At 58.8% G+C, this 19,987-nt stretch carries 15 protein-coding genes; 13 read left to right on the top strand and 2 right to left on the bottom strand.

Going from position 1 to position 19,987, the window contains the following annotated elements; all coding sequences use genetic code 11:
• The first annotated feature begins 121 nt into the window (after positions 1 to 121).
• The 4 genes from puuD to N438_RS07620 all read left to right on the top strand — a co-directional run bounded on the left by puuD (position 122) and on the right by N438_RS07620 (position 4,548).
• On the top strand, positions 122 to 874 hold the full coding sequence (gene puuD / locus N438_RS07635; protein ID WP_162493279.1) for a gamma-glutamyl-gamma-aminobutyrate hydrolase: 753 nt from the start codon (positions 122 to 124) through the stop codon (positions 872 to 874).
• 25 nt (positions 875 to 899) lie between these two features.
• On the top strand, positions 900 to 1,457 hold the full coding sequence (gene puuR / locus N438_RS07630) for an HTH-type transcriptional regulator PuuR (RefSeq protein WP_002898590.1): 558 nt from the start codon (positions 900 to 902) through the stop codon (positions 1,455 to 1,457).
• A 320-nt stretch (positions 1,458 to 1,777) separates the two neighbouring features.
• The gene (puuC, locus tag N438_RS07625; RefSeq protein ID WP_116696203.1) at positions 1,778 to 3,265 is read left to right on the top strand and encodes an aldehyde dehydrogenase PuuC; all 1,488 of its coding nucleotides are present in this window, start codon (positions 1,778 to 1,780) and stop codon (positions 3,263 to 3,265) included.
• A 2-nt stretch (positions 3,266 to 3,267) separates the two neighbouring features.
• Positions 3,268 to 4,548, top strand: coding sequence for an FAD-binding oxidoreductase (locus N438_RS07620; protein ID WP_039103053.1), 1,281 nt, complete (start codon positions 3,268 to 3,270; stop codon positions 4,546 to 4,548).
• On the opposite strand, the gene N438_RS07615 is transcribed toward N438_RS07620, so the two are convergent.
• Entirely contained in the window at positions 4,545 to 5,507 is a 963-nt protein-coding gene (locus N438_RS07615; RefSeq protein WP_008805923.1) for a LysR substrate-binding domain-containing protein, read from the bottom strand. The two genes, N438_RS07620 and N438_RS07615, sit on opposite strands and share 4 nt — an antisense overlap.
• An 82-nt stretch (positions 5,508 to 5,589) precedes the next feature.
• Between N438_RS07615 and N438_RS07610 the strand changes: the two genes are divergently transcribed.
• The 5 genes from N438_RS07610 to N438_RS07590 all read left to right on the top strand — a co-directional run bounded on the left by N438_RS07610 (position 5,590) and on the right by N438_RS07590 (position 12,530).
• Positions 5,590 to 6,675 carry a tartrate dehydrogenase gene (locus N438_RS07610; RefSeq protein ID WP_060619940.1) on the top strand — a complete coding sequence of 362 codons (1,086 nt, stop codon included), beginning with the start codon at positions 5,590 to 5,592 and terminating at the stop codon, positions 6,673 to 6,675.
• Between the two features lie 597 nt (positions 6,676 to 7,272).
• Positions 7,273 to 8,880 carry a BCCT family transporter gene (locus N438_RS07605; RefSeq protein WP_060619939.1) on the top strand — a complete coding sequence of 536 codons (1,608 nt, stop codon included), beginning with the start codon at positions 7,273 to 7,275 and terminating at the stop codon, positions 8,878 to 8,880.
• A 36-nt stretch (positions 8,881 to 8,916) separates the two neighbouring features.
• Positions 8,917 to 10,041: a carnitine monooxygenase, oxygenase subunit YeaW gene (gene yeaW / locus N438_RS07600; RefSeq protein ID WP_110198367.1), complete on the top strand. Its 1,125-nt coding sequence runs from the start codon at positions 8,917 to 8,919 to the stop codon at positions 10,039 to 10,041.
• Positions 10,042 to 10,059: 18 nt separating this feature from the next.
• A complete protein-coding gene (locus tag N438_RS07595) occupies positions 10,060 to 11,508 on the top strand; it encodes an NAD-dependent succinate-semialdehyde dehydrogenase (RefSeq protein ID WP_060619937.1) in 1,449 nt (482 codons plus the stop codon).
• A gap of 56 nt (positions 11,509 to 11,564) precedes the next feature.
• Positions 11,565 to 12,530, top strand: a complete 966-nt coding sequence (locus N438_RS07590; protein ID WP_039103051.1) for a PDR/VanB family oxidoreductase — start codon at positions 11,565 to 11,567, stop codon at positions 12,528 to 12,530.
• A 37-nt stretch (positions 12,531 to 12,567) separates the two neighbouring features.
• On the opposite strand, the gene ptsP is transcribed toward N438_RS07590, so the two are convergent.
• Positions 12,568 to 15,069 (bottom strand): phosphoenolpyruvate--protein phosphotransferase, encoded by a 2,502-nt coding sequence (gene ptsP, locus N438_RS07585; RefSeq protein ID WP_080928798.1) that lies wholly within the window; start codon positions 15,067 to 15,069, stop codon positions 12,568 to 12,570.
• Between the two features lie 309 nt (positions 15,070 to 15,378).
• On the opposite strand from ptsP, the gene N438_RS07580 reads away from it, so the two are divergent.
• Genes N438_RS07580 through N438_RS07565 form a run of 4 tightly spaced genes read left to right on the top strand, consistent with a single transcriptional unit; the run spans position 15,379 to position 19,984 of the window.
• Positions 15,379 to 16,455, top strand: a complete 1,077-nt coding sequence (locus N438_RS07580) for a PTS fructose transporter subunit EIIC (protein WP_008805917.1) — start codon at positions 15,379 to 15,381, stop codon at positions 16,453 to 16,455.
• A 20-nt stretch (positions 16,456 to 16,475) separates the two neighbouring features.
• The gene (locus N438_RS07575; protein ID WP_004179264.1) at positions 16,476 to 16,796 is read left to right on the top strand and encodes a PTS fructose-like transporter subunit IIB; all 321 of its coding nucleotides are present in this window, start codon (positions 16,476 to 16,478) and stop codon (positions 16,794 to 16,796) included.
• Positions 16,797 to 16,845: 49 nt separating this feature from the next.
• A complete protein-coding gene (locus tag N438_RS07570; protein WP_060619935.1) occupies positions 16,846 to 19,143 on the top strand; it encodes a formate C-acetyltransferase in 2,298 nt (765 codons plus the stop codon).
• Positions 19,109 to 19,984 (top strand): [formate-C-acetyltransferase]-activating enzyme, encoded by an 876-nt coding sequence (locus N438_RS07565; protein WP_032735162.1) that lies wholly within the window; start codon positions 19,109 to 19,111, stop codon positions 19,982 to 19,984. The genes N438_RS07570 and N438_RS07565 overlap by 35 nt, the downstream gene beginning before the upstream one ends.
• Positions 19,985 to 19,987: the final 3 nt, after the last annotated feature.

The following is a 19,987-nucleotide window of genomic DNA, read 5'->3' as shown; positions in this document are numbered from 1 at the left end:
TTAAGTTTGCAAAGGGCTATTTCCACTGCTAGATTGAGAAAATATTGAACGATATGGCCGTTAAACCCGCTATAGCGGTCATAATTTAGTCCACTTTGTGAGGGCGATCATGGAAAATATAATGTACAAGCCAGTTGTTGGCGTCGTGATGTGTAGAAACAGGCTTAAGGGTCACCAGACCCAGACTCTGCAAGAAAAGTACCTGAATGCCATTGTTAACCACGGCGGACTGCCGATCGCCCTGCCGCATGCGCTGGCGGAGCCGGAGCTGCTGAACGCGTTAGTCGATAAACTGGACGGGATTTACCTGCCAGGCAGCCCCAGTAATGTGCAGCCGCACCTTTATGGTGAAAACGGCGATGAGCCTGACGCCGACCCCGGGCGTGATCTTCTGAGCATGGCGCTGATTAACGCCGCGCTCGAAAGGCGCATCCCCATTTTCGCCATCTGTCGTGGACTGCAGGAACTGGTTGTCGCCACCGGCGGGACTCTGTATCGTCGTCTGTTCGAGCAGCCTGAGCTCCTTGAACATCGTGAAGATCCTGAACTGCCCGTCGAGCAGCAGTATGCGCCGTCCCATCAGGTTGAGGTTCAGGAAGGAGGATTGCTGTCGCAATTGATACCGGGCTGCAACACGTTTTGGGTAAACTCGCTACATGGGCAAGGGGCAAAAACCCTGAGTCCGCAGCTGCGCGTGGAGGCGCGAGCGCCGGATGGACTGGTGGAAGCGGTCAGCGTGAACGATCATCCTTTCGCGTTGGGCGTACAGTGGCATCCTGAATGGAACAGTAGCGAATACGCCCTGTCGCGTATGTTGTTTGATGGTTTTATCACCGCCTGTCAGGGCCATCATGCTGAAAAGCGGCGGCGCTGACCACTACCGTTAAGGAAATGCAAATATGAGCGATGACGGACTGGCGCCAGGGAAACGTCTGTCAGAGATCCGCCAACAGCTGGGTCTCTCACAGCGTCGTGCCGCCGAACTGTCTGGGTTGACACATAGTGCCATCAGCACCATAGAGCAGGACAAAGTCAGTCCTGCCATCAGTACGCTGCAAAAGCTGCTGAAAGTCTATGGGCTGTCGCTCTCGGAATTCTTTTCTGAACCCGAAAAGCCGGACGAACCCCAGGTGGTCATTAATCAGGATGACCTGATTGAGATGGGAAGTCAGGGCGTTTCCATGAAGCTGGTTCATAACGGAAATCCGAACCGTACGCTGGCGATGATTTTTGAAACTTACCAGCCTGGAACCACGACCGGGGAGAGAATTAAGCATCAGGGTGAGGAGATAGGCACCATACTGGAAGGTGAGATCGTGCTGACCATTAACGGTCAGTCGTATCACCTGGTGGCTGGACAGAGCTATGCCATTAATACCGGCATCCCGCACAGCTTCAGCAACACCTCGGCAGGCATCTGCCGCATCATCAGTGCCCACACCCCCACCACATTCTGATTATTTAGCCTGAACGAGGTTCAGGCTTTCTTCAGGCCTGTCGCGGCGGAAAATCTATTTTCGTCGCGGCGAAGAAATCGTAGTAATTACGCCTGCGCCGTACGGAATATTATTTCCTGTTGGCCCCGAAATAATTAACGCCAGTGAATGGCGACTCGCTCCTGAATCATTCGGGTTGCAAACAACCTGTCGCCATTCAGGGGAATAAAACGGTATTCAACTCCGGGGATACATTATGCCCTGCGCCCGGCGCAGTGCCCCCGTGCAGCCTGAAAACGCCGAACTGATTAATGTGCCGATAATGTTTTTAAGGAGTCATGATGAATTTTCAGCACCTGGCTTACTGGCAGGAAAAAGCGAAAAACCTGGCCATTGAAACGCGCTTATTTATTAACGGCGAATATTGCGCCGCGGCCGATAATACCACCTTTGAAACGATCGACCCTGCCGCGCAGCAGACATTAGCGCAGGTCGCCCGCGGTAAAAAAGCCGACGTCGAACGGGCGGTGAAGGCCGCGCGCCAGGCTTTTGATAATGGCGACTGGTCGCAGGCCTCCCCCGCACAGCGTAAAGCGATCCTCACTCGCTTTGCTGATCTGATGGAGGCCCATCGTGAAGAGCTGGCGCTGCTGGAAACGCTGGATACCGGCAAACCGATTCGCCACAGCCTGCGCGACGATATTCCCGGCGCCGCCCGCGCCATTCGCTGGTATGCCGAAGCGCTGGATAAAGTCTATGGCGAAGTGGCCCCCACCGGCAGCAACGAGCTGGCGATGATCGTTCGCGAACCAATTGGCGTGATCGCCGCGGTGGTGCCGTGGAACTTCCCGCTACTGCTGGCCTGCTGGAAACTCGGTCCGGCGCTGGCGGCGGGCAACAGCGTGATCCTCAAACCCTCAGAAAAATCGCCGCTCACCGCCCTGCGTCTGGCCGGGCTGGCGAAAGAGGCCGGCCTGCCGGACGGCGTGTTGAACGTGGTCAGCGGCTTTGGCCACGAGGCCGGACAGGCGCTGGCCCTGCATCCTGATGTTGAAGTCATTACCTTTACCGGCTCCACCCGTACCGGCAAGCAGCTGCTGAAAGACGCCGGCGACAGCAATATGAAGCGCGTATGGCTGGAAGCGGGCGGCAAGAGCGCCAACATCGTCTTCGCCGACTGCCCGGATCTGCAAAAAGCGGTCAACGCCACCGCCGGCGGCATCTTCTATAACCAGGGCCAGGTGTGTATCGCTGGCACCCGCCTGCTGCTGGAGGAGAGCATCGCCGACGAATTTCTGACATTGCTGAAAGCGCAGGCGCAACACTGGCAGCCGGGTAACCCGCTCGATCCGGACACCACCATGGGCATGTTGATTGATAACGCCCATGCCGACAACGTGCACAGTTTTATCCGCGGTGGCGAAGCCAAAAGCACGCTGTTCCTCGACGGACGGAAAAATCCGTGGCCTGCCGCCGTCGGCCCGACCATTTTCGTTGACGTCGACCCGGCATCGCCCCTCAGCCGGGAAGAGATCTTCGGCCCGGTACTGGTGGTCACGCGCTTCAAAAGCGAAGAACAGGCGCTGCTGCTTGCCAATGACAGCGACTACGGTCTCGGCGCCGCCGTGTGGACCCGCGATCTGTCACGCGCCCACCGCATGAGCCGTCGCCTGAAGGCTGGCTCGGTCTTCGTCAACAACTATAACGATGGTGATATGACCGTTCCGTTCGGCGGCTACAAGCAGAGCGGCAACGGGCGCGATAAATCGCTGCACGCGCTGGAAAAATTCACCGAACTGAAAACCATCTGGATTGCCCTGGAGTCTTGATCATGACTGAACATACCACTAGCTACTACGCCGCCAGCGCCAATAAGTATGAACCGTTCCCGACGCTGGAGGGATCCATCAACTGTGACGTCTGCGTCGTCGGCGGCGGCTACACCGGCCTCTCCTCAGCTCTGCATCTGGCCGAAATGGGCTACGACGTGGTGGTGCTGGAAGGGGCGCGCATCGGCTTCGGCGCCAGCGGCCGCAACGGCGGTCAGCTGGTCAACTCCTATAGCCGCGATATCGACGTCATTGAGAAAAACTACGGCCCGGATGCGGCAAAAATGCTCGGCAGCATGATGTTCGAAGGCGGCGATATTATTCGCGAGCGCATCCAGCGCTACCAGATCCAGTGCGATTACCGCCCGGGCGGCCTGTTCGTGGCGATGAACCATAAACAGCTGGAAACCCTTGAAGAGCAGAAAGCCAACTGGGAGCGCTACGGCAACACCCAACTGGAGCTGCTGGACAGAGAGGCCATTCGTCGTGAAGTGGACAGCGACCGCTACGTCGGCGCCCTGCTTGACCACAGCGGCGGCCATATTCACCCGCTGAACCTCGCCATCGGTGAAGCGGACGCCATTCGCCTGAACGGCGGCCGGGTGTATGAGCAGTCGCCGGTCACCCGCATCCAGCACAGCAGCCCGGCGGTGGTCAGCACCGCGCGCGGCCAGGTCACCGCGCGCTACGTGATCGTCGCCGGCAACGCCTATCTTGGCGATAAACTGGAGCCGGAGCTGGCGAAACGCAGCATGCCGTGTGGCACCCAGGTGGTCACTACCGCTCCGCTGTCGGAAGAGATCGCCCGCTCGCTGATCCCGAAAAACTACTGTGTGGAAGATTGTAACTACCTGCTGGACTACTACCGTCTGACCGGCGACAACCGTCTGCTGTACGGCGGCGGCGTGGTCTACGGCGCGCGCGATCCGGACGACGTGGAGCGGCTGATTATGCCGAAGCTGCTGAAAACCTTCCCGCAGCTGCAGGGGGTGAAAATTGACTACCGCTGGACCGGCAACTTCCTGCTGACCCTGTCGCGGATGCCGCAGTTCGGCCGTCTCGATAACAATATTTACTACATGCAGGGCTACAGCGGCCACGGCGTGACCTGTACCCACCTTGCCGGACGCTTGATTTCAGAGCTGCTGCGCGGCGACGCCGAGCGGTTCGACGCCTTCGCCAAACTGCCGCACTACCCGTTCCCGGGCGGCCGCAGCCTGCGCATTCCTTTTACCGCCATGGGCGCGGCCTACTACAGCCTGCGCGACCGCCTTGGGGTTTAATCGCCTCTGCCGACGGCGCTGGCCGTCGGCTCATGCTGCGGATAGTGCTGCTGAAAGTAGTGGCGCAGAAACTCCACGGTGGTGCGAATTTTAGCCGACGTCGCCAGCCGGGAGACATAGACTGCCCAGACGTTGGCAGGCTGAAAGAATTCCGGCAGCACATGCACCAGATGGCCGCTGGCGATATTCTCCCGGACGTCCCACCATGAACGTAACGCAATCCCCTGCCCGTCCAGACACCACTGATGCACAATTTCACCATGGTTGGACGACAGCGGCCCGGTCACCTTGATCGCATGCTGCCCCTCTTTGCTGTGCAACTGCCAGATGCCAAACGGATGATCGCGTTCTTTAATCACCAGGCAGGGTAAGGCGGCCAGATCGCTCAGCTGTTTCGGCGGTGGATGGCGGGCAAGGAATTGCGGCGAGGCGCAGAGCACGCGGTGGTTGGCCGCCAGCTGGCGGGCAATCAGATTCGGCGCGATATCATCGCCCACGCGAATATCGAGATCCACCCCTTCATTGACTAAATCCACCAGCCGGTCCTGGACATCGAAACGCAGTTCCAGCTGCGGGTACTGAAGGGCCAGCGCCGACAGCGCCGGGGCCACCACCCGGCGACCAAAGCCGAAGCTACTGATAATACGCAGCGTTCCCTGCGGCACCTGGCGTACGTCGGAAAGCTCGTCCATCATCTCATCGACATCCTGCAAAATGCGCTGCGCCCATTCGTAGATCCGCTCCCCCTCCTCGGTAATGGTGACCCGGCGGGTGGTCCGGTGCAGCAACACCACATTCAGGGTTTGCTCCAGCAGCGAAACCCGCTTGCTGACGAACGCCGGTGATACGCCAAGCTCTTCGGCGGCGGCGGCGAACCCGGCCCGGCGAGCGACCAGCATAAAGACGCGTAAATCATTTAGCAGCGGCAGATTATTCATGATCTGTGTTTTATGTTTCACCAGTTAGCGTGATTAATTATGAACCAGTCAATTATAGGATAGGCAGGTGGTCAAACATCATCGCTAAAAAGTGAGAACCGGAATGAAAAAAACCTATCGTATTGCCGCCATCCCGGGTGACGGAATTGGCAAAGAAGTTCTGCCTGAAGGGATTCGCGTGCTGCAAGCCGCCGCACAGCGTTGGGATCTGTCATTGAGCTTCGAGCAGATGGAGTGGGCAAGCTGCGAATATTATGCCCATCACGGCAAGATGATGCCGGACGACTGGCGCGAGCAGCTGCAGGGCTTCGATGCCATCTACTTCGGCGCCGTCGGCTGGCCGGATACCGTTCCCGACCACATTTCGCTGTGGGGGTCGCTGCTGAAGTTCCGCCGTGAGTTTGACCAGTATGTCAACCTGCGTCCGGTGCGTCTGTTCCCCGGCGTCCCCTGCCCGCTGGCGGGTAAAAAGGCCGGCGATATCGATTTTTACGTGGTGCGCGAAAATACCGAAGGCGAATATTCCGCCCTCGGCGGCCGCGCCAATGAAGGCACCGAGCATGAAGTGGTGATTCAGGAGTCGGTCTTCACCCGCCGCGGCGTTGACCGGATCCTGCGCTACGCCTTTGAGCTGGCGCAAAGCCGCCCGCGCAAAACGCTGACCTCCGCAACCAAATCCAACGGTCTGGCGATCAGCATGCCCTACTGGGATGAGCGTGTGGAAGAGATGGCCAAAAGCTATCCTGAAATTCGCTGGGACAAGCAGCATATCGATATTCTCTGCGCCCGCTTCGTGCTGCAGCCGGAACGTTTCGACGTGGTCGTCGGCTCCAATTTGTTTGGCGATATTCTGTCGGATCTCGGCCCGGCCTGTACCGGAACTATCGGTATTGCGCCGTCGGCTAACCTGAACCCAGAGCGGACTTTTCCGTCGCTGTTCGAACCGGTTCACGGGTCGGCGCCGGATATTTACGGTAAAAATATCGCCAACCCGATCGCCACCGTGTGGGCCGGGGCGATGATGCTCGATTTCCTCGGAAACGGCGACGAGCGCTACCACGCCGCGCACAACGGCATCCTGGCGGCGATTGAGCAGGTGATTGCCAGCGGGCCGAAAACCCCGGATATGAAAGGCAGCGCGTCAACGCAACAGGTCAGCGACGCCATCTGCAAGGCCATTCTGGCGTAATTACCCCGCCGCTCCCCGGTGGCGCTGCGCTTACCGGGGCTACAAAAGGCACGATAATGTAAAAACACGGCCCTCAGCCCGCATCCCTGCGGGCTGCCCCGGCCTGCAGGGAACGTCTCAGCGATGTTGAGGCCGCCAACACCGGCAGTTTCAGTAGCCATAGGGACAAGGTAGAGATCTTAAGCTCGCAATGGCACGGACCGTAGGTCGGGTAAGGCGTTAGCCGCCACCCGACAAAAAAACGACACCGCGAGTAGCAAGCACGGGTAAGGCGCAGCCGCTACCCGGGAAAACCCGCGCGCCTGGTCCTCCAACTCCCCTCTCTTTTCGCTATGCAGAATCCCCCACGATTGACAAGTGGACCGCATCACAGCGGTGAACTTTATTAATTCCTGAAAGGACAGAACCTGCGCCAATTCACCTTTTATTATTTCCGTTCCGTGTTTTATTGCTTCACGAATCGGCCAATTGTTTAATTCATGTAACGAAGAAATAATCCAATTGTTAATAGCTTTTTGCTACGAACCTTGACCCTACAGCGTGATAACAACGACAGGCTAAAGCCACCGACGGGCAATCATGCCCAGGAGATCACCCATGTTGAGCAACGTAAAGAAAAAAGATGTGCCGCTGATTGCCATCAGCCTGGCGGCCATTGTTTTCATCGCCGCTACATTAAGTCTCTTCCCGCAGCAAACCGCGCAGGCGGCTGATTCGATTTTTAACGGCGTGACCCGCCTGCTGGGTTCCACGGTACAGGTACTGGTGCTGCTGGCGCTGGGACTGGTGCTCTATCTGGCGACCAGCAAATACGGCAATATCCGTCTCGGCGAAGGTAAAGTCGAATACAGTACCCTCTCATGGCTGTTTATGTTTATCTGCGCCGGGCTCGGCTCCTCCACGCTGTACTGGGGCGTTGCCGAATGGGCTTATTACTACCAGACCCCGGGCCTGAACATTGCGCCGCAATCGCCGAAAGCGCTGGAATACAGCATCCCTTATTCTTTCTTCCACTGGGGGGTTAGCGCCTGGGCGACCTACACTCTCGCTTCGCTGATCATGGCCTATCACTTCCACGTGCGGAAAAATAAAGGCCTCAGCCTCTCCGGGATCATTTCGGCAATCACCGGAGCGAGTCCGCAGGGCTTCTGGGGCCGTCTGGTCGACCTGATGTTCCTGATCGCCACCGTCGGCGCGTTAACCATTTCGCTGGTGGTCACTGCCGCCACCTTCACCCGCGGCCTGTCAGCGCTGACCGGACTGCCGGATAACTTCACCGTCCAGGCGTTTGTGATCCTGCTCTCCGGCGGTATTTTCTGCATGAGTTCGTGGATTGGCATCAACAACGGCCTGCAGCGCCTGAGCAAAATGGTCGGCTGGGGGGCGTTTCTGCTGCCGTTGGTGGTATTACTGGTTGGTCCGACCGAATTCATCACCAATAACATCATTAACGCCGTCGGCCTGACGACTCAGAACTTCCTGCAGATGAGCCTGTTTACCGATCCCCTCGGCGACGGCGCCTTTACCCGCAACTGGACCGTCTTCTACTGGCTGTGGTGGATCTCCTATACCCCGGGCGTGGCGATGTTCGTCACCCGCGTCTCCCGCGGGCGCAAAATCAAAGAGGTGATATGGGGACTGCTCCTTGGTAGCACCGCCGGCTGCTGGTTCTTCTTTGGGGTGATGGAAAGCTACGCCATGCACCAGTTCGTTAACGGCGTGATTAACGTACCGCAGGTGATGCAGACTCTCGGCGGTGAAACCGCCGTCCAGCAGGTCCTGATGTCGCTGCCGGCAGGTAAGCTGTTCCTCGCCGCCTATCTGTTCGTGATGATTGTTTTCCTCGCCTCGCACATGGATGCGGTGGCCTACACCATGGCGGCGACCAGCACCCGCAACCTGCGCGAAGGCGACGATCCGGATCGCGGCATGCGCCTGTTCTGGTGCGTGGTGATCACCCTCATCCCGCTATCGATTCTGTTTACCGGCGCTTCGCTTGAGACCATGAAAACCACCGTGGTGCTGACCGCCCTACCGTTCCTGGCCATTTTACTGATTAAAACCGGCGGCTTCGTGCGCTGGCTAAAACAGGACTACGCCCACGTGCCGGTCAATCAGATAGAAACCCATACGCCCGAGCCAATGATTAAAGCCGAGACGCTACCGGTTGGCACGGTACTCAAAGGCGACGGCCAGTCGCTGTAAAACCTCTTACTGACAATAATCACAAGGTGACCTTACATGAGCAATTTGAGCCCTGACTTTACTCTGCCGATTAACTTTTGCGCCAATCCGCAGGATGCCTGGACCATTCCGGCCCGTTTTTATACCGACAGCCAGGCGTTTGAGCACGAGAAAGAGCGCATCTTCGCCAATAGCTGGATTTGCGTCGCCCACGGCAGCGAGGTCGCCCGGCCGAACGACTACATCACCCGGGAGATCATTGGCGAAAATATCGTTATCGTCCGCGGCCGCGACAACATTCTGCGCGCTTTCTATAACGTCTGCCCGCACCGCGGCCACCAGTTGCTGAGCGGTGAAGGTAAAGCCAAAAACGTGATTACCTGCCCCTATCACGCCTGGGCCTTCAAGCTTGACGGCAATCTCGCCCACGCCCGCAACTGCGAAAACGTGGCGAATTTCGATAGCGAAAAGGCAACGCTGGTGCCGGTTCGCCTGGAAGAGTATGCCGGCTTTGTGTTTATCAATATGAAACCGCAAGCGGAGAGCGTGGAAACGCAGCTGCCGGGCCTGCAGGACAAAGTGCTGGAAGCCTGCCCGGACGTACATGATCTGAAACTGGCGGCGCGCTTTACCACTCTCACCCCGGCGAACTGGAAAAATATCGTCGATAACTATCTGGAATGTTACCACTGCGGCCCGGCGCACCCGGGCTTCTCGGATTCCGTACAGGTTGACCGTTACTGGCACACCATGCACGGCAAATGGACGCTGCAGTATGGCTTCGCCAAGCCGTCCGAGCAGTCGTTTAAATTCGAAGAAGGTACCGACGCCGCGTTCCACGGTTTCTGGCTGTGGCCGTGCACCATGTTCAACGTGACGCCGATCAAGGGCATGATGACCGTGATCTATGAATTCCCGGTGGATGAAGAGACCACTCTGCAGAATTACGACATCTATTTCACCAACGAAGAGCTGACTGACGATCAGAAAGCGCTGATTGAGTGGTATCGCGACGTGTTCCGCCCGGAAGATTTACGCCTGGTGGAAAGCGTGCAGAAGGGGCTGAAGTCCCGCGGCTATCGCGGCCAGGGGCGCATTATGGCGGATAACAGCGGCAGCGGTATCTCCGAGCACGGTATCGCGCATTTCCACAATCTGGTGGCCCAGGTGTTCCAGCCGTAATCGTTGAAGGAGTTGGCTATGTCCGTGTTTCACTCAGATCTGTTTCGCCAGCAGGCGCTGATTGCCGGAAGCTGGCGCGACGCCGCCGACGGCACGACGCTTGCCGTCAGCAACCCTTCCACCGGCGCGACGCTCGGCCTGATCCCCAATATGGGCCGGACGGAAGCGCAGCAGGCGGTGGATGCCGCCGCGGCCGCGCTGCCGGCCTGGCGCGCGCTTACCGCCGCCCAGCGCGCCGCGTTATTGAAGAACTGGCACCGCCTGATCCTCGAAAACAAAACCGCGCTGGCGCAGATCATGACCGCCGAGCAGGGCAAGCCGCTGGCGGAGGCGGAAGGTGAAATCGCCTATGCCGCCTCGTTTATCGAGTGGTTTGCCGAACAGGGCAAACGCACCAACGGCGAAATAATCCCCTCCCCTGGCGCGGATAAACGCCTGATGGTGATCCGCCAGGGCGTGGGCGTCTGCGCGGCGATCACCCCGTGGAACTTCCCGGCGGCGATGATCACCCGCAAGGCTGGCCCGGCGCTGGCCGCTGGCTGCACGATGGTGATTAAGCCGGCTAACGAAACGCCGTTTACCGCGCTGGCGATGGCGGAACTGGCGATTCAGGCCGGGATCCCGCAGGGCGTTATTAACGTCGTTACCGGCCAGTCGCGCGAAATTGGCGCGGTGTTCACCGGCGATGAGCGGGTGCGTAAACTCTCCTTTACCGGCTCGACCGAAGTTGGCCGCGTGCTGATGCGCCAGTGCGCGGAATCCATCAAAAAGCTCTCTTTAGAGCTCGGCGGTAACGCGCCGTTTATCGTCTTTGACGATGCCGATATCGATAAAGCGGTCGAGGGAGCGCTGATCGCCAAGTTCCGCAACGCCGGGCAAACCTGCGTCTGCGTTAACCGCTTCTATATTCATCGCGCCGTCTACGACCAATTCTGCGATAAGTTCGTGGCCCGCGTCGCCGCCCTGAAAGTTGGCGATGGCAGCGAGTCCGATGTACAGATTGGCCCGCTTATCAACGCCGACGCCGGGCGCAAAGTCCAGTCCCTGCTCGACGACGCCCTGACCCGCGGCGCAACGCTGTTAACCGGCGGTAAAGCGCACCCACTGGGCGGTAATTTCTTCACCCCTACGGTTATCGGCGACGTACAGCCGGGGTCACTGCTGCTGCAGGAAGAGATTTTCGGCCCGGTGGCCGCGCTGGTGAAATTTGACGATGAGCAGCAGGTCATCGAGCAGGCGAATAACACCATCTACGGCCTCGCCTCCTATTTTTACAGCAACGATGCCGCCCGTATCTGGCGCGTCTCCGAGCAGCTGGAATACGGGATGGTCGGCATCAATACCGGGCTGATTTCCAACGAAGTCGCGCCATTTGGCGGAGTGAAGCAGTCCGGCCTTGGCCGCGAAGGGTCGGAACACGGAATCGAAGATTACCTGGAGATGAAGTACCTCTGCCAGGGGTTGTAAATGTCCTCTCCCGGCGGCGGCGCTGGCCACGCCGGGATTTTTGATGGAGTTCAGCGATGTCTGATTATCAAATGTTTGAGGCGATCGTTCGCGATGTTGAACAGATCACCGCCCAGGTGAAGCGTTTTACGCTAGTGTCGCCGACCGGCGCCCCGCTGCCGGGATTCAGCGGCGGTAGCCATATTATCGTCCAGATGCAGGATGGCGAGCAGCGCTACAGCAATGCCTATTCGCTGATGAGCTCGCCGCTGGATACCACCAGTTGGCAGATTGCGGTGCGTCTTGAGTCGCCTTCCAAAGGCGGCTCGCGCTTTATGCACCAGCAGGTGCGCCCGGGCGATACCCTGACGGTGTCCACGCCCAACAACCTGTTCGCCATCGAACCACAGGCGCGAAAACATCTGCTGATCGCCGGCGGTATCGGCATCACGCCATTCTTGTCCCATATTCCGGAACTGGAACAACAGCAGGCCAACTGGCAGCTGCACTACTGTTTCCACGACGCCGACAATAATGCTTTCGTCGATGCGCTCAGCGCCGCGCCGTGGCGAGATCGGGTCAATATTCATGTATCAGCGCTCGGCAGCCGTCTCGACCTGCCGCGCCTGTTCGCCGACCTCGAGCCCGGAACCCACGTGTATACCTGCGGCCCGGCGGCGCTTAACGAGGCGGTGAAAGCCGCCGCCGAACGCCATCAGGTGCCCGCCAGTCAGCTGCACTTTGAGCAGTTTATCGTTGAGGATAAAGGCGGAGAGGCGTTTACCCTGGTGCTGGCGCGTTCCGGACGCGAATTTACCGTACCGCAGGACATGACCATTTTGCAGGTTATTGAGAATAACAAAGCGGCGAAGGTGGAATGCCTGTGCCGCGAAGGGGTGTGCGGCACCTGCGAAACGATGATTCTGGAAGGGGAAGCGGACCACCGCGATCAGTATTACAGCGAGGAAGAGAAAGCCAGCCAGCAGAGTATGCTGATCTGCTGCTCGCGCGCCAAAGGCGGCCGCCTGGTACTGGATTTGTAAAGCGCACACCGGCCGGCACCGCTGGCCGGTGTGCAGATCACAGTTCCAGCTCGCGGCGCAGCAGGTCGGCAATATCCTCGCTGCTCTCCGCGGATACCAGAGATTGGCGGAACTCCGCGTGCATAATGCGCCGCGCCAGCCGCGAGAAGATACGCATATGCTGATCGCCCGCCGAGTGCTTGTTCAGCGTCAGCATAATCACAAACTGCGCCTCTTCATCGCCCCACACCACCGGCTGCGCCAGACGGGCGACGCTGATGGTCGACTGCTCGATATGCTCGGATTTACTGTGCGGAATGGCGAAGCTAAAGCCCAGACCGGTGGAGAACACCGCCTCGCGGGCCCACAGGTCAGCCTCCAGCTTTCGCGGATAGCGGCAGCGTCCGGCCAGCAGCAGGTTATCCGTCATCCCTTTCAGCACCTCCTCCTTGCTGCGCCAGTCGCTATTGAGCGTAATGCACTCGGCGCTCACCAGCGGCACATCCTGCTGACGCATGCGGAACTGGGCCAACAGATGCTCCACTTCCAGTGAGGTACGGCACTGCATGGCCTGATTCAGCAGCTGGCGGCAGGCGCGGCTGTCCAGTTGCGCCAGGCGCGATTTGGTCGCCGGGATCGCCGGCGCGCTCATGCTCAATTCATCTAAACCGAGGCCTACCAGCAGCGGAAGCACCGATCCTTTGGCCCCCAGTTCGCCGCACAGACCGATCCATTTCCCCTGCCGATGCACCGCCTGTACCGCATAGTCCAGCGCGCGCAGGAAGGCGGGATTCAGGCTGTTGTAGTGGCGCGTCACTTTCGCGTTATCGCGATCCACCGCCAGCAGATACTGCGTTAAGTCGTTGCTGCCGATGCTAAAGAAATCCACCTCTTCACAACACTGATCGATGATAAACATCACCGACGGCACTTCCAGCATGATGCCGAGCGGGATCTTTTCATCAAACGGGATCTGCTCGGCGCGCAGCGACTGTTTGGCCTCCGCCAGTCGCTCTTTCACCCACAGGATCTCTTCCATTGATGAAATCATGGGGATCATAATCTTCAGCGAGCCGTGCGCCGAGGCGCGTAAAATCGCCCGTAGCTGAGTGTGAAACAGCGCCTGATACTCTTCATAGATGCGCACCGCGCGGTAGCCGAGGAACGGATTGTTTTCCGCAGGGATGTTGAGATAGGCCACCGGCTTATCACCGCCGATATCCATAGTCCGCACGATAATGCTGCGCCCGGCAGCGGGTTCCAGCGCCTGGCAGAAGATGTTGTAGAGCTCATCTTCCGACGGCGCGCTCGGGCGATCCATATACAGCATTTCAGTGCGGAACAACCCTACCGACTGCGCGCCCTGGTTGAATGCCGCCACCGCTTCCACCGAATGGGCGATATTGGCGGCGATCTCCACGCGGATACCGTCTTGCGTCTGCCCGGCTTTATCCAGCCATACCTGCTGCTGTTGCAGGATTTGCGCCTGTAGCCAGGCCTCCTGCTGATAGTAGCGCGCTACCGCCGGACTCGGATCCACCACCAGCAGCCCGGCGTTGCCGTCAATCTGCACCTGCGTATCCACCCACGGCAGCAGCGCGGCTAAATCCACGCCCACCAGAGTAGGGATATTGAATGAGCGTGCCAGAATCACGGTATGCGAGGTGGTGCCGCCGCTGCGCAGCAGCAGCCCTTTGAGATGCGTTTTATCCAGTTCCAGAAACTGGCTGGGGGTCAGCTCGTCGGCAAGACAAATGGCCGCTTCCCGCAACTGGCCCGGCGCCGGGAAACGGGCTTCGCCGTAGATATGCTGTAACAGCTGAAAGCAAACGTCGCGTACATCCAGTACCCGCTCCTGCAGATAGCTGTTGCCGGAGTCGCGGAACTGGGCGCAGAAGTGGTCGCCGGTGGCGACAATCGCCTGGGCGCAGCTCAACCCGGTGAGAATACCGCCAAGCAGGTGCTGGCGCAGCGAGGCATCCGTCGCCAGCGAACGGTGAGCTTCCAGGATCGCGCTGGCGGTGCCGTCATTGTCCAGCAGCCGCAGCTCGATATCTTTCACCAGCAGGCGCAGGCCATTATCCAGCGCCGCCTGCTCCTGTTCGGGACTGGCGGCGACGGGCAGTTCACCCAGCTCGTGCAGATCGCGTGATTTGAGATGAACCAGCGTCCCTCCCGCGCTGCCGGCGCACACCGGGTGGGCATGAAACAGCGTCGGGTTCAGCCGCGAAAGCGACTCTGGCACCGGCTGGACATCCAGCGTTGGCGCAGCGGGCAGCGGCGCGTCACAGTGGGGAAATTCATCGCGCATAAAAGCCGTTAACGCGGCGAATGCTTCAGCTTCATCTTCGCCGCTGATAAGCAGCTGGCAGGCGTCGCCCTTCAGGGTATTGCTGCCGATAATCGCCAGCGCGCTCTTGGCATTTCCGCCGGTCTCGCGGCGCAAGTTCCGCCACTCAACCGCTGATGAAAAACGGTTACACAGCGTTTCGACCAGACTGGCCGGACGCGCATGCACGCCGTTGGGCAAATCACATGTAAATTCAATGACCAGAGCCATCGCCTTCCTCCAGAGCAATCCATTATTTCCTCAAAAAGTAATAAAAGACGGCCCCAGGGACTAGGTGATAAAACTGGCAATTACTGGACTATTGTACACACAATATATTTTTATGCCCGCCATCACAATTCCACCCTGTTAGCGCTCATCTCTCCTGTCATCACTAAGATTTGAGGTGGATCGCAATTCTTTTCTCACCTTACAAATATCCAGTAAATGCACTTTTTCTCTACTGTTTTATGCGACGCCCTTTTTCTAATGTTTAGCCATCCATACTGTCACGGGCCCTACAGCGCTCAGGAGCAAGCAATGAACGAACTGGTGCAAATACTAAAAAATACCCGCCAGCATCTGATGACCGGCGTGTCACATATGATCCCCTTCGTGGTCTCCGGCGGGATCCTGCTGGCGGTCTCCGTCATGTTGTATGGCAAAGGCGCGGTACCCGATGCCGCCACCGACCCTAATCTGAAGAAACTTTTTGATATCGGCGTCGCCGGGCTGACGCTGATGGTGCCCTTTCTCGCCGCCTACATCGGCTACTCCATTTCTGACCGCGCCGCGCTGGCCCCCTGCGCCATCGGCGCCTGGGTGGGCAACAGCTTTGGCGCCGGTTTCTTCGGCGCGCTGATCGCCGGCATGATTGGCGGCCTGGTGGTCTATTACCTGAAAAAAATCCCCGTACATAAAGTTCTGCGCTCGGTGATGCCGATTTTCATCATTCCCATCGTCGGCACCTTTATCACCGCCGGGATCATGATGTGGGGGCTTGGCGAGCCGGTTGGCGCGCTGACCGCTAACCTGACCGGCTGGCTGCAGGGGATGCGCGAGGGCAGCATCGTGGTGCTGGCCATCATTATGGGTCTGATGCTGGCCTTTGATATGGGCGGCCCGGTGAACAAAGTAGCCTACGCCTTCATGCTGATTTGCGTTTCGCAGGGCGTCTACAGCGTGGTGGCTATCGCTGCCGTCGGTATCGCCGTACCGCCGCTGGGCATGGGGCTGGCGACGCTGATTGGCCGCAAATATTTCACCGCCGAAGAGCGGGAAACCGGCAAAGCCGCGCTGGTGATGGGCTGTGTCGGCGTGACCGAAGGGGCGATTCCCTTTGCCGCCGCGGATCCGCTGCGCGTCATTCCGGCCAATATGATTGGCGCCGCCAGCGGCTGCGTCACCGCCGCGCTGATGGGCGCCCAGTGTTACGCCGGCTGGGGCGGGCTCATCGTGCTGCCGGTGGTCCAGGGCAAGCTCGGATTTGTTGCCGCGCTGCTGGTCGGCGCCTGCGTCAGCGCTGCCTGCGTCATCCTGCTGAAAGCCTTCGCCAAAAAGAAACCCACTGACGTCGCCGCTGACGATGAACTAGACCTTGATTTCGAAATTAACTAACAGACTGGAAGGAACAGATTATGACCCACATTATCGCTGTCACCGCCTGCCCGTCGGGCGTGGCTCACACCTACATGGCCGCTGAATCGCTGGAAAGCGCCGCCAAAGCCAAAGGCTGGCAGGTCAAGGTTGAAACGCAGGGTTCCATTGGCATTGAAAACGAACTGACGGCGGAGGAGATTGCCGCCGCCGATATGGTCATTCTAACCAAAGATATCGGCATCAAATTCGAAGAGCGTTTTGCCGGGAAAACTATCGTGCGCGTCAATATCAGCGATGCGGTCAAGCGCGCCGACGCCATCATGAACAAGATAGACAGCCACCTTTCCCAGAGCGCCTGAAGCCTTAAAAGGGCGCCTTCGCGCCCTTCGCCACAACATGGAGTTTATCATGACGAATCGTACCCAACGCCTGAAAGCCAGCCTGTTCGCCCAGCCGCGCGAAATCTCCCTTGAGCGCGCATTACTCTACACTGCCAGCCATCGGCAGACGGAGGGCGAGCCGGTGATTATCCGCCGGGCGAAAGCCACCGCGTGGATCCTCGATAAGGTGATGATTTCGATTCGTGAGGATGAACTGATCGCCGGCAACCGCACCGTCAAACCGCGGGCAGGGATTATGTCGCCCGAGATGGACCCCTACTGGCTGCTCAACGAGCTCGACGCCTTTCCGACCCGCCCACAGGACCGCTTCGCAATAAGCGAAGAAGATAAGCAAATCTACCGCGAAACGCTGTACCCCTACTGGGAAAAGCGTTCAATGAAAGATTTCATCAACGGCCAGATGACTGAAGAGGTCAAGGCCGCCGTCAACACCCAGATATTCAGCGTGAACCAGACCGATAAAGGCCAGGGCCATATCATCATCGACTATCCACGGCTGCTGAATCATGGCCTTGGCGCCCTGGTCGCCGAACTCAAAACGCACTGCGCCCGGCAACCGGAGAACCCCTTTTATCAGGCGGTACTGATCCTGCTGGAAGCTTCCCAGCGCCATATTCTGCGCTACGCCGCGCTGGCCGAGGAGATGGCTGGGCACTGTCAGGACCCGCAGCGTCAGCAGGAGCTGTTAACCATCGCCGCTATTTCGCGCCACAACGCGCAGCACCGGCCAACGGATTTCCCCCAGGCCTGCCAGCTGTTCTGGTATATGAATATCATTCTGCAGTACGAATCCAATGCCAGCTCGATTTCGCTGGGGCGTTTTGACCAGTATATGCTGCCGTTTTATCAGGCATCGCTGAATCAGGGTCAGGATCCCGCGTATCTCAAGGAGTTGCTGGAGTCGCTGTGGGTGAAATGCAACGATATCGTCCTGCTACGCTCCTCCAGCAGCGCGCGCTATTTCGCGGGTTTTCCCACCGGCTATACCGCCCTGCTCGGCGGGCTGACGGAGACCGGGCGCAGCGCGGTCAACGTGCTGTCATTTTTATGCCTCGACGCCTATCAAAACGTTCAGCTGCCGCAGCCGAATCTGGGCGTGCGGGTCAACGAGCTGATTGATCGCCCGTTCCTGCGTAAAACCGCTGAGACCATTCGCCTGGGTACCGGGATCCCCCAGATTTTCAACGATGAGGTGGTGGTCCCGGCCTTCCTTAACCGCGGCGTGTCGCTGGAAGATGCCCGCGATTACGCGGTGGTCGGCTGCGTGGAGCTCTCTATTCCAGGGCGCACCTACGGCCTGCATGATATCGCCATGTTTAATCTGCTGAAGGTGATGGAAATTGTGCTGCAGGAAAATGAACATCAGCCTGACGTCAGCTGGGACGGCCTTATCTGCCAGATCCGCGACAAAATTCGCCATTACATCAAGCTGATGGTCGAGGGTAGCAACATTTGCGATATCGGCCACCGCGACTGGGCGCCGGTCCCGCTGCTCTCCTCGTTCATTGAAGATTGCGTGCAGCACGGCAAAGATATCACCGCCGGCGGCGCGCGCTATAACTTCTCCGGCGTCCAGGGTATCGGGATCGCTAACCTGAGCGATTCGCTGTACGCCCTGAAGGGTATGGTCTTCGACCAGCAGCGTCTCAGCTTTGACCAACTGATGGCCGTGCTGAAAGCCAATTTCCAGACGCCGGAAGGGGAAAAGATCCGCGCCCGGCTGATTAACCGTTTTGACAAGTACGGCAACGATATCGACGATGTCGACAATATTAGCGCCGATCTGCTGCGTTTTTACTGCAAAGAAGTCGAGCAGTATCTGAACCCGCGCGGCGGCCATTTTACCCCCGGCTCCTACACCGTCTCCGCGCACGTGCCGCTGGGTTCGGTGGTGGGCGCCACCCCGGACGGGCGACTGGCCGGCGAACAGCTGGCGGACGGCGGCCTGTCGCCGATGGTCGGTCAGGATTCCCAGGGGCCGACGGCAGTGCTGAAATCGGTCAGCAAGCTGGATAACTATCTGCTGTCGAACGGTACGCTGCTGAACGTCAAATTCACTCCGGCAACGCTGGCCGGCGACGGCGGCCTGAACAAACTGGCCGATTTTTTACAGGCCTTCTGCAAGCTCAAGCTGCAGCATATTCAGTTCAACGTGGTCAATGCCGGCACCCTGCGTGAAGCGCAGCAGCGGCCGCAGGACTTTGCCGGTCTGGTGGTACGGGTCGCGGGCTACAGCGCCTTCTTTGTTGAGCTGTCGAAGGAGATTCAGGATGACATTATCCGCCGCACCGCGCATCAGCTGTGAGGTCATCGACACGCGCGCCGACCGGGCGCGTATTTTTAACCTCCAGCGCTACTCGCTCAACGATGGCCAGGGGATCCGCACGGTAGTCTTTTTTAAAGGCTGCCCTCATACCTGCCCGTGGTGCGCCAATCCCGAATCAATTTCACCCAGGATTCAGACCCTGCGCCGGGAGAGTAAATGCCTGCGCTGCACCCGCTGCCAGCAGGACGTCGCCGAATGTCCGTCCGGAGCGTGGGAACAGATTGGCCGCGATGTGACGCTGGATAACCTGTTGCAGGAGGTGCTGAAGGATGAGGTCTTCTTTCGCGCCTCCGGCGGCGGCGTCACCCTCTCCGGGGGCGAAGTGCTCATGCAGGCCGGGTTTGCCGCCCGCTTTCTCCAGCGCCTGCGCCAGTGGGGGATCCGCACCGCCATCGAAACCGCGGGCGACGGCGCTTTTGACCGCTTCCTGCCGGTGGCCGAAGCCTGCAATGAAGTGCTGTTTGATTTTAAAATCATGGAACCTGAGCGGGCGCGGTCGCTGCTGCGAATGAATCAGCCGCGGGTGCTGGACAATTTTCGCCGGCTGGCGGCGAGAAAAATCAACCTGATCCCGCGGGTGCCGCTGATCCCGGGCTACACACTGAATACCGATAATTTTCGCCAAATTCTGGCGTTCCTCGCCCCTTTCGCGCTAAAAGAAATGCACCTGTTGCCGTTTCATCAATATGGCGAGCCCAAATACCGTCTGCTGGGCAAACCCTGGACGCTGGCCAGCGTGAAAGCGCCTGACGAAGCGGAAATTCAACCATATCGGGTGATGGCCGAAGCGGCCGGTTTCCACGTCACTATCGGCGGTTAACGC

Source organism: Klebsiella sp. GL120222-02 (assembly GCF_003097195.1).
Classification (GTDB): Bacteria; Pseudomonadota; Gammaproteobacteria; order Enterobacterales; family Enterobacteriaceae; genus Klebsiella; species Klebsiella variicola.
The sequence above is the reverse complement of the archived record's forward strand: the minus strand, read 5'-3'. Positions and strand labels throughout refer to the sequence as shown.

Excerpts from the sequence above, each read along its gene's own strand:
- puuD (WP_162493279.1), top strand. The coding sequence starts at position 122 with ATGTACAAGCCAGTTGTTGGCGTCGTGATGTGTAGAAACAGGCTTAAG.
- puuR (WP_002898590.1), top strand. The coding sequence starts at position 900 with ATGAGCGATGACGGACTGGCGCCAGGGAAACGTCTGTCAGAGATCCGC.
- puuC (WP_116696203.1), top strand. The coding sequence starts at position 1,778 with ATGAATTTTCAGCACCTGGCTTACTGGCAGGAAAAAGCGAAAAACCTG.
- N438_RS07620 (WP_039103053.1), top strand. The coding sequence starts at position 3,268 with ATGACTGAACATACCACTAGCTACTACGCCGCCAGCGCCAATAAGTAT.
- N438_RS07610 (WP_060619940.1), top strand. The coding sequence starts at position 5,590 with ATGAAAAAAACCTATCGTATTGCCGCCATCCCGGGTGACGGAATTGGC.
- N438_RS07605 (WP_060619939.1), top strand. The coding sequence starts at position 7,273 with ATGTTGAGCAACGTAAAGAAAAAAGATGTGCCGCTGATTGCCATCAGC.
- yeaW (WP_110198367.1), top strand. The coding sequence starts at position 8,917 with ATGAGCAATTTGAGCCCTGACTTTACTCTGCCGATTAACTTTTGCGCC.
- N438_RS07595 (WP_060619937.1), top strand. The coding sequence starts at position 10,060 with ATGTCCGTGTTTCACTCAGATCTGTTTCGCCAGCAGGCGCTGATTGCC.
- N438_RS07590 (WP_039103051.1), top strand. The coding sequence starts at position 11,565 with ATGTCTGATTATCAAATGTTTGAGGCGATCGTTCGCGATGTTGAACAG.
- ptsP (WP_080928798.1), bottom strand. The coding sequence starts at position 15,069 with ATGGCTCTGGTCATTGAATTTACATGTGATTTGCCCAACGGCGTGCAT.
- N438_RS07580 (WP_008805917.1), top strand. The coding sequence starts at position 15,379 with ATGAACGAACTGGTGCAAATACTAAAAAATACCCGCCAGCATCTGATG.
- N438_RS07575 (WP_004179264.1), top strand. The coding sequence starts at position 16,476 with ATGACCCACATTATCGCTGTCACCGCCTGCCCGTCGGGCGTGGCTCAC.
- N438_RS07570 (WP_060619935.1), top strand. The coding sequence starts at position 16,846 with ATGACGAATCGTACCCAACGCCTGAAAGCCAGCCTGTTCGCCCAGCCG.
- N438_RS07565 (WP_032735162.1), top strand. The coding sequence starts at position 19,109 with ATGACATTATCCGCCGCACCGCGCATCAGCTGTGAGGTCATCGACACG.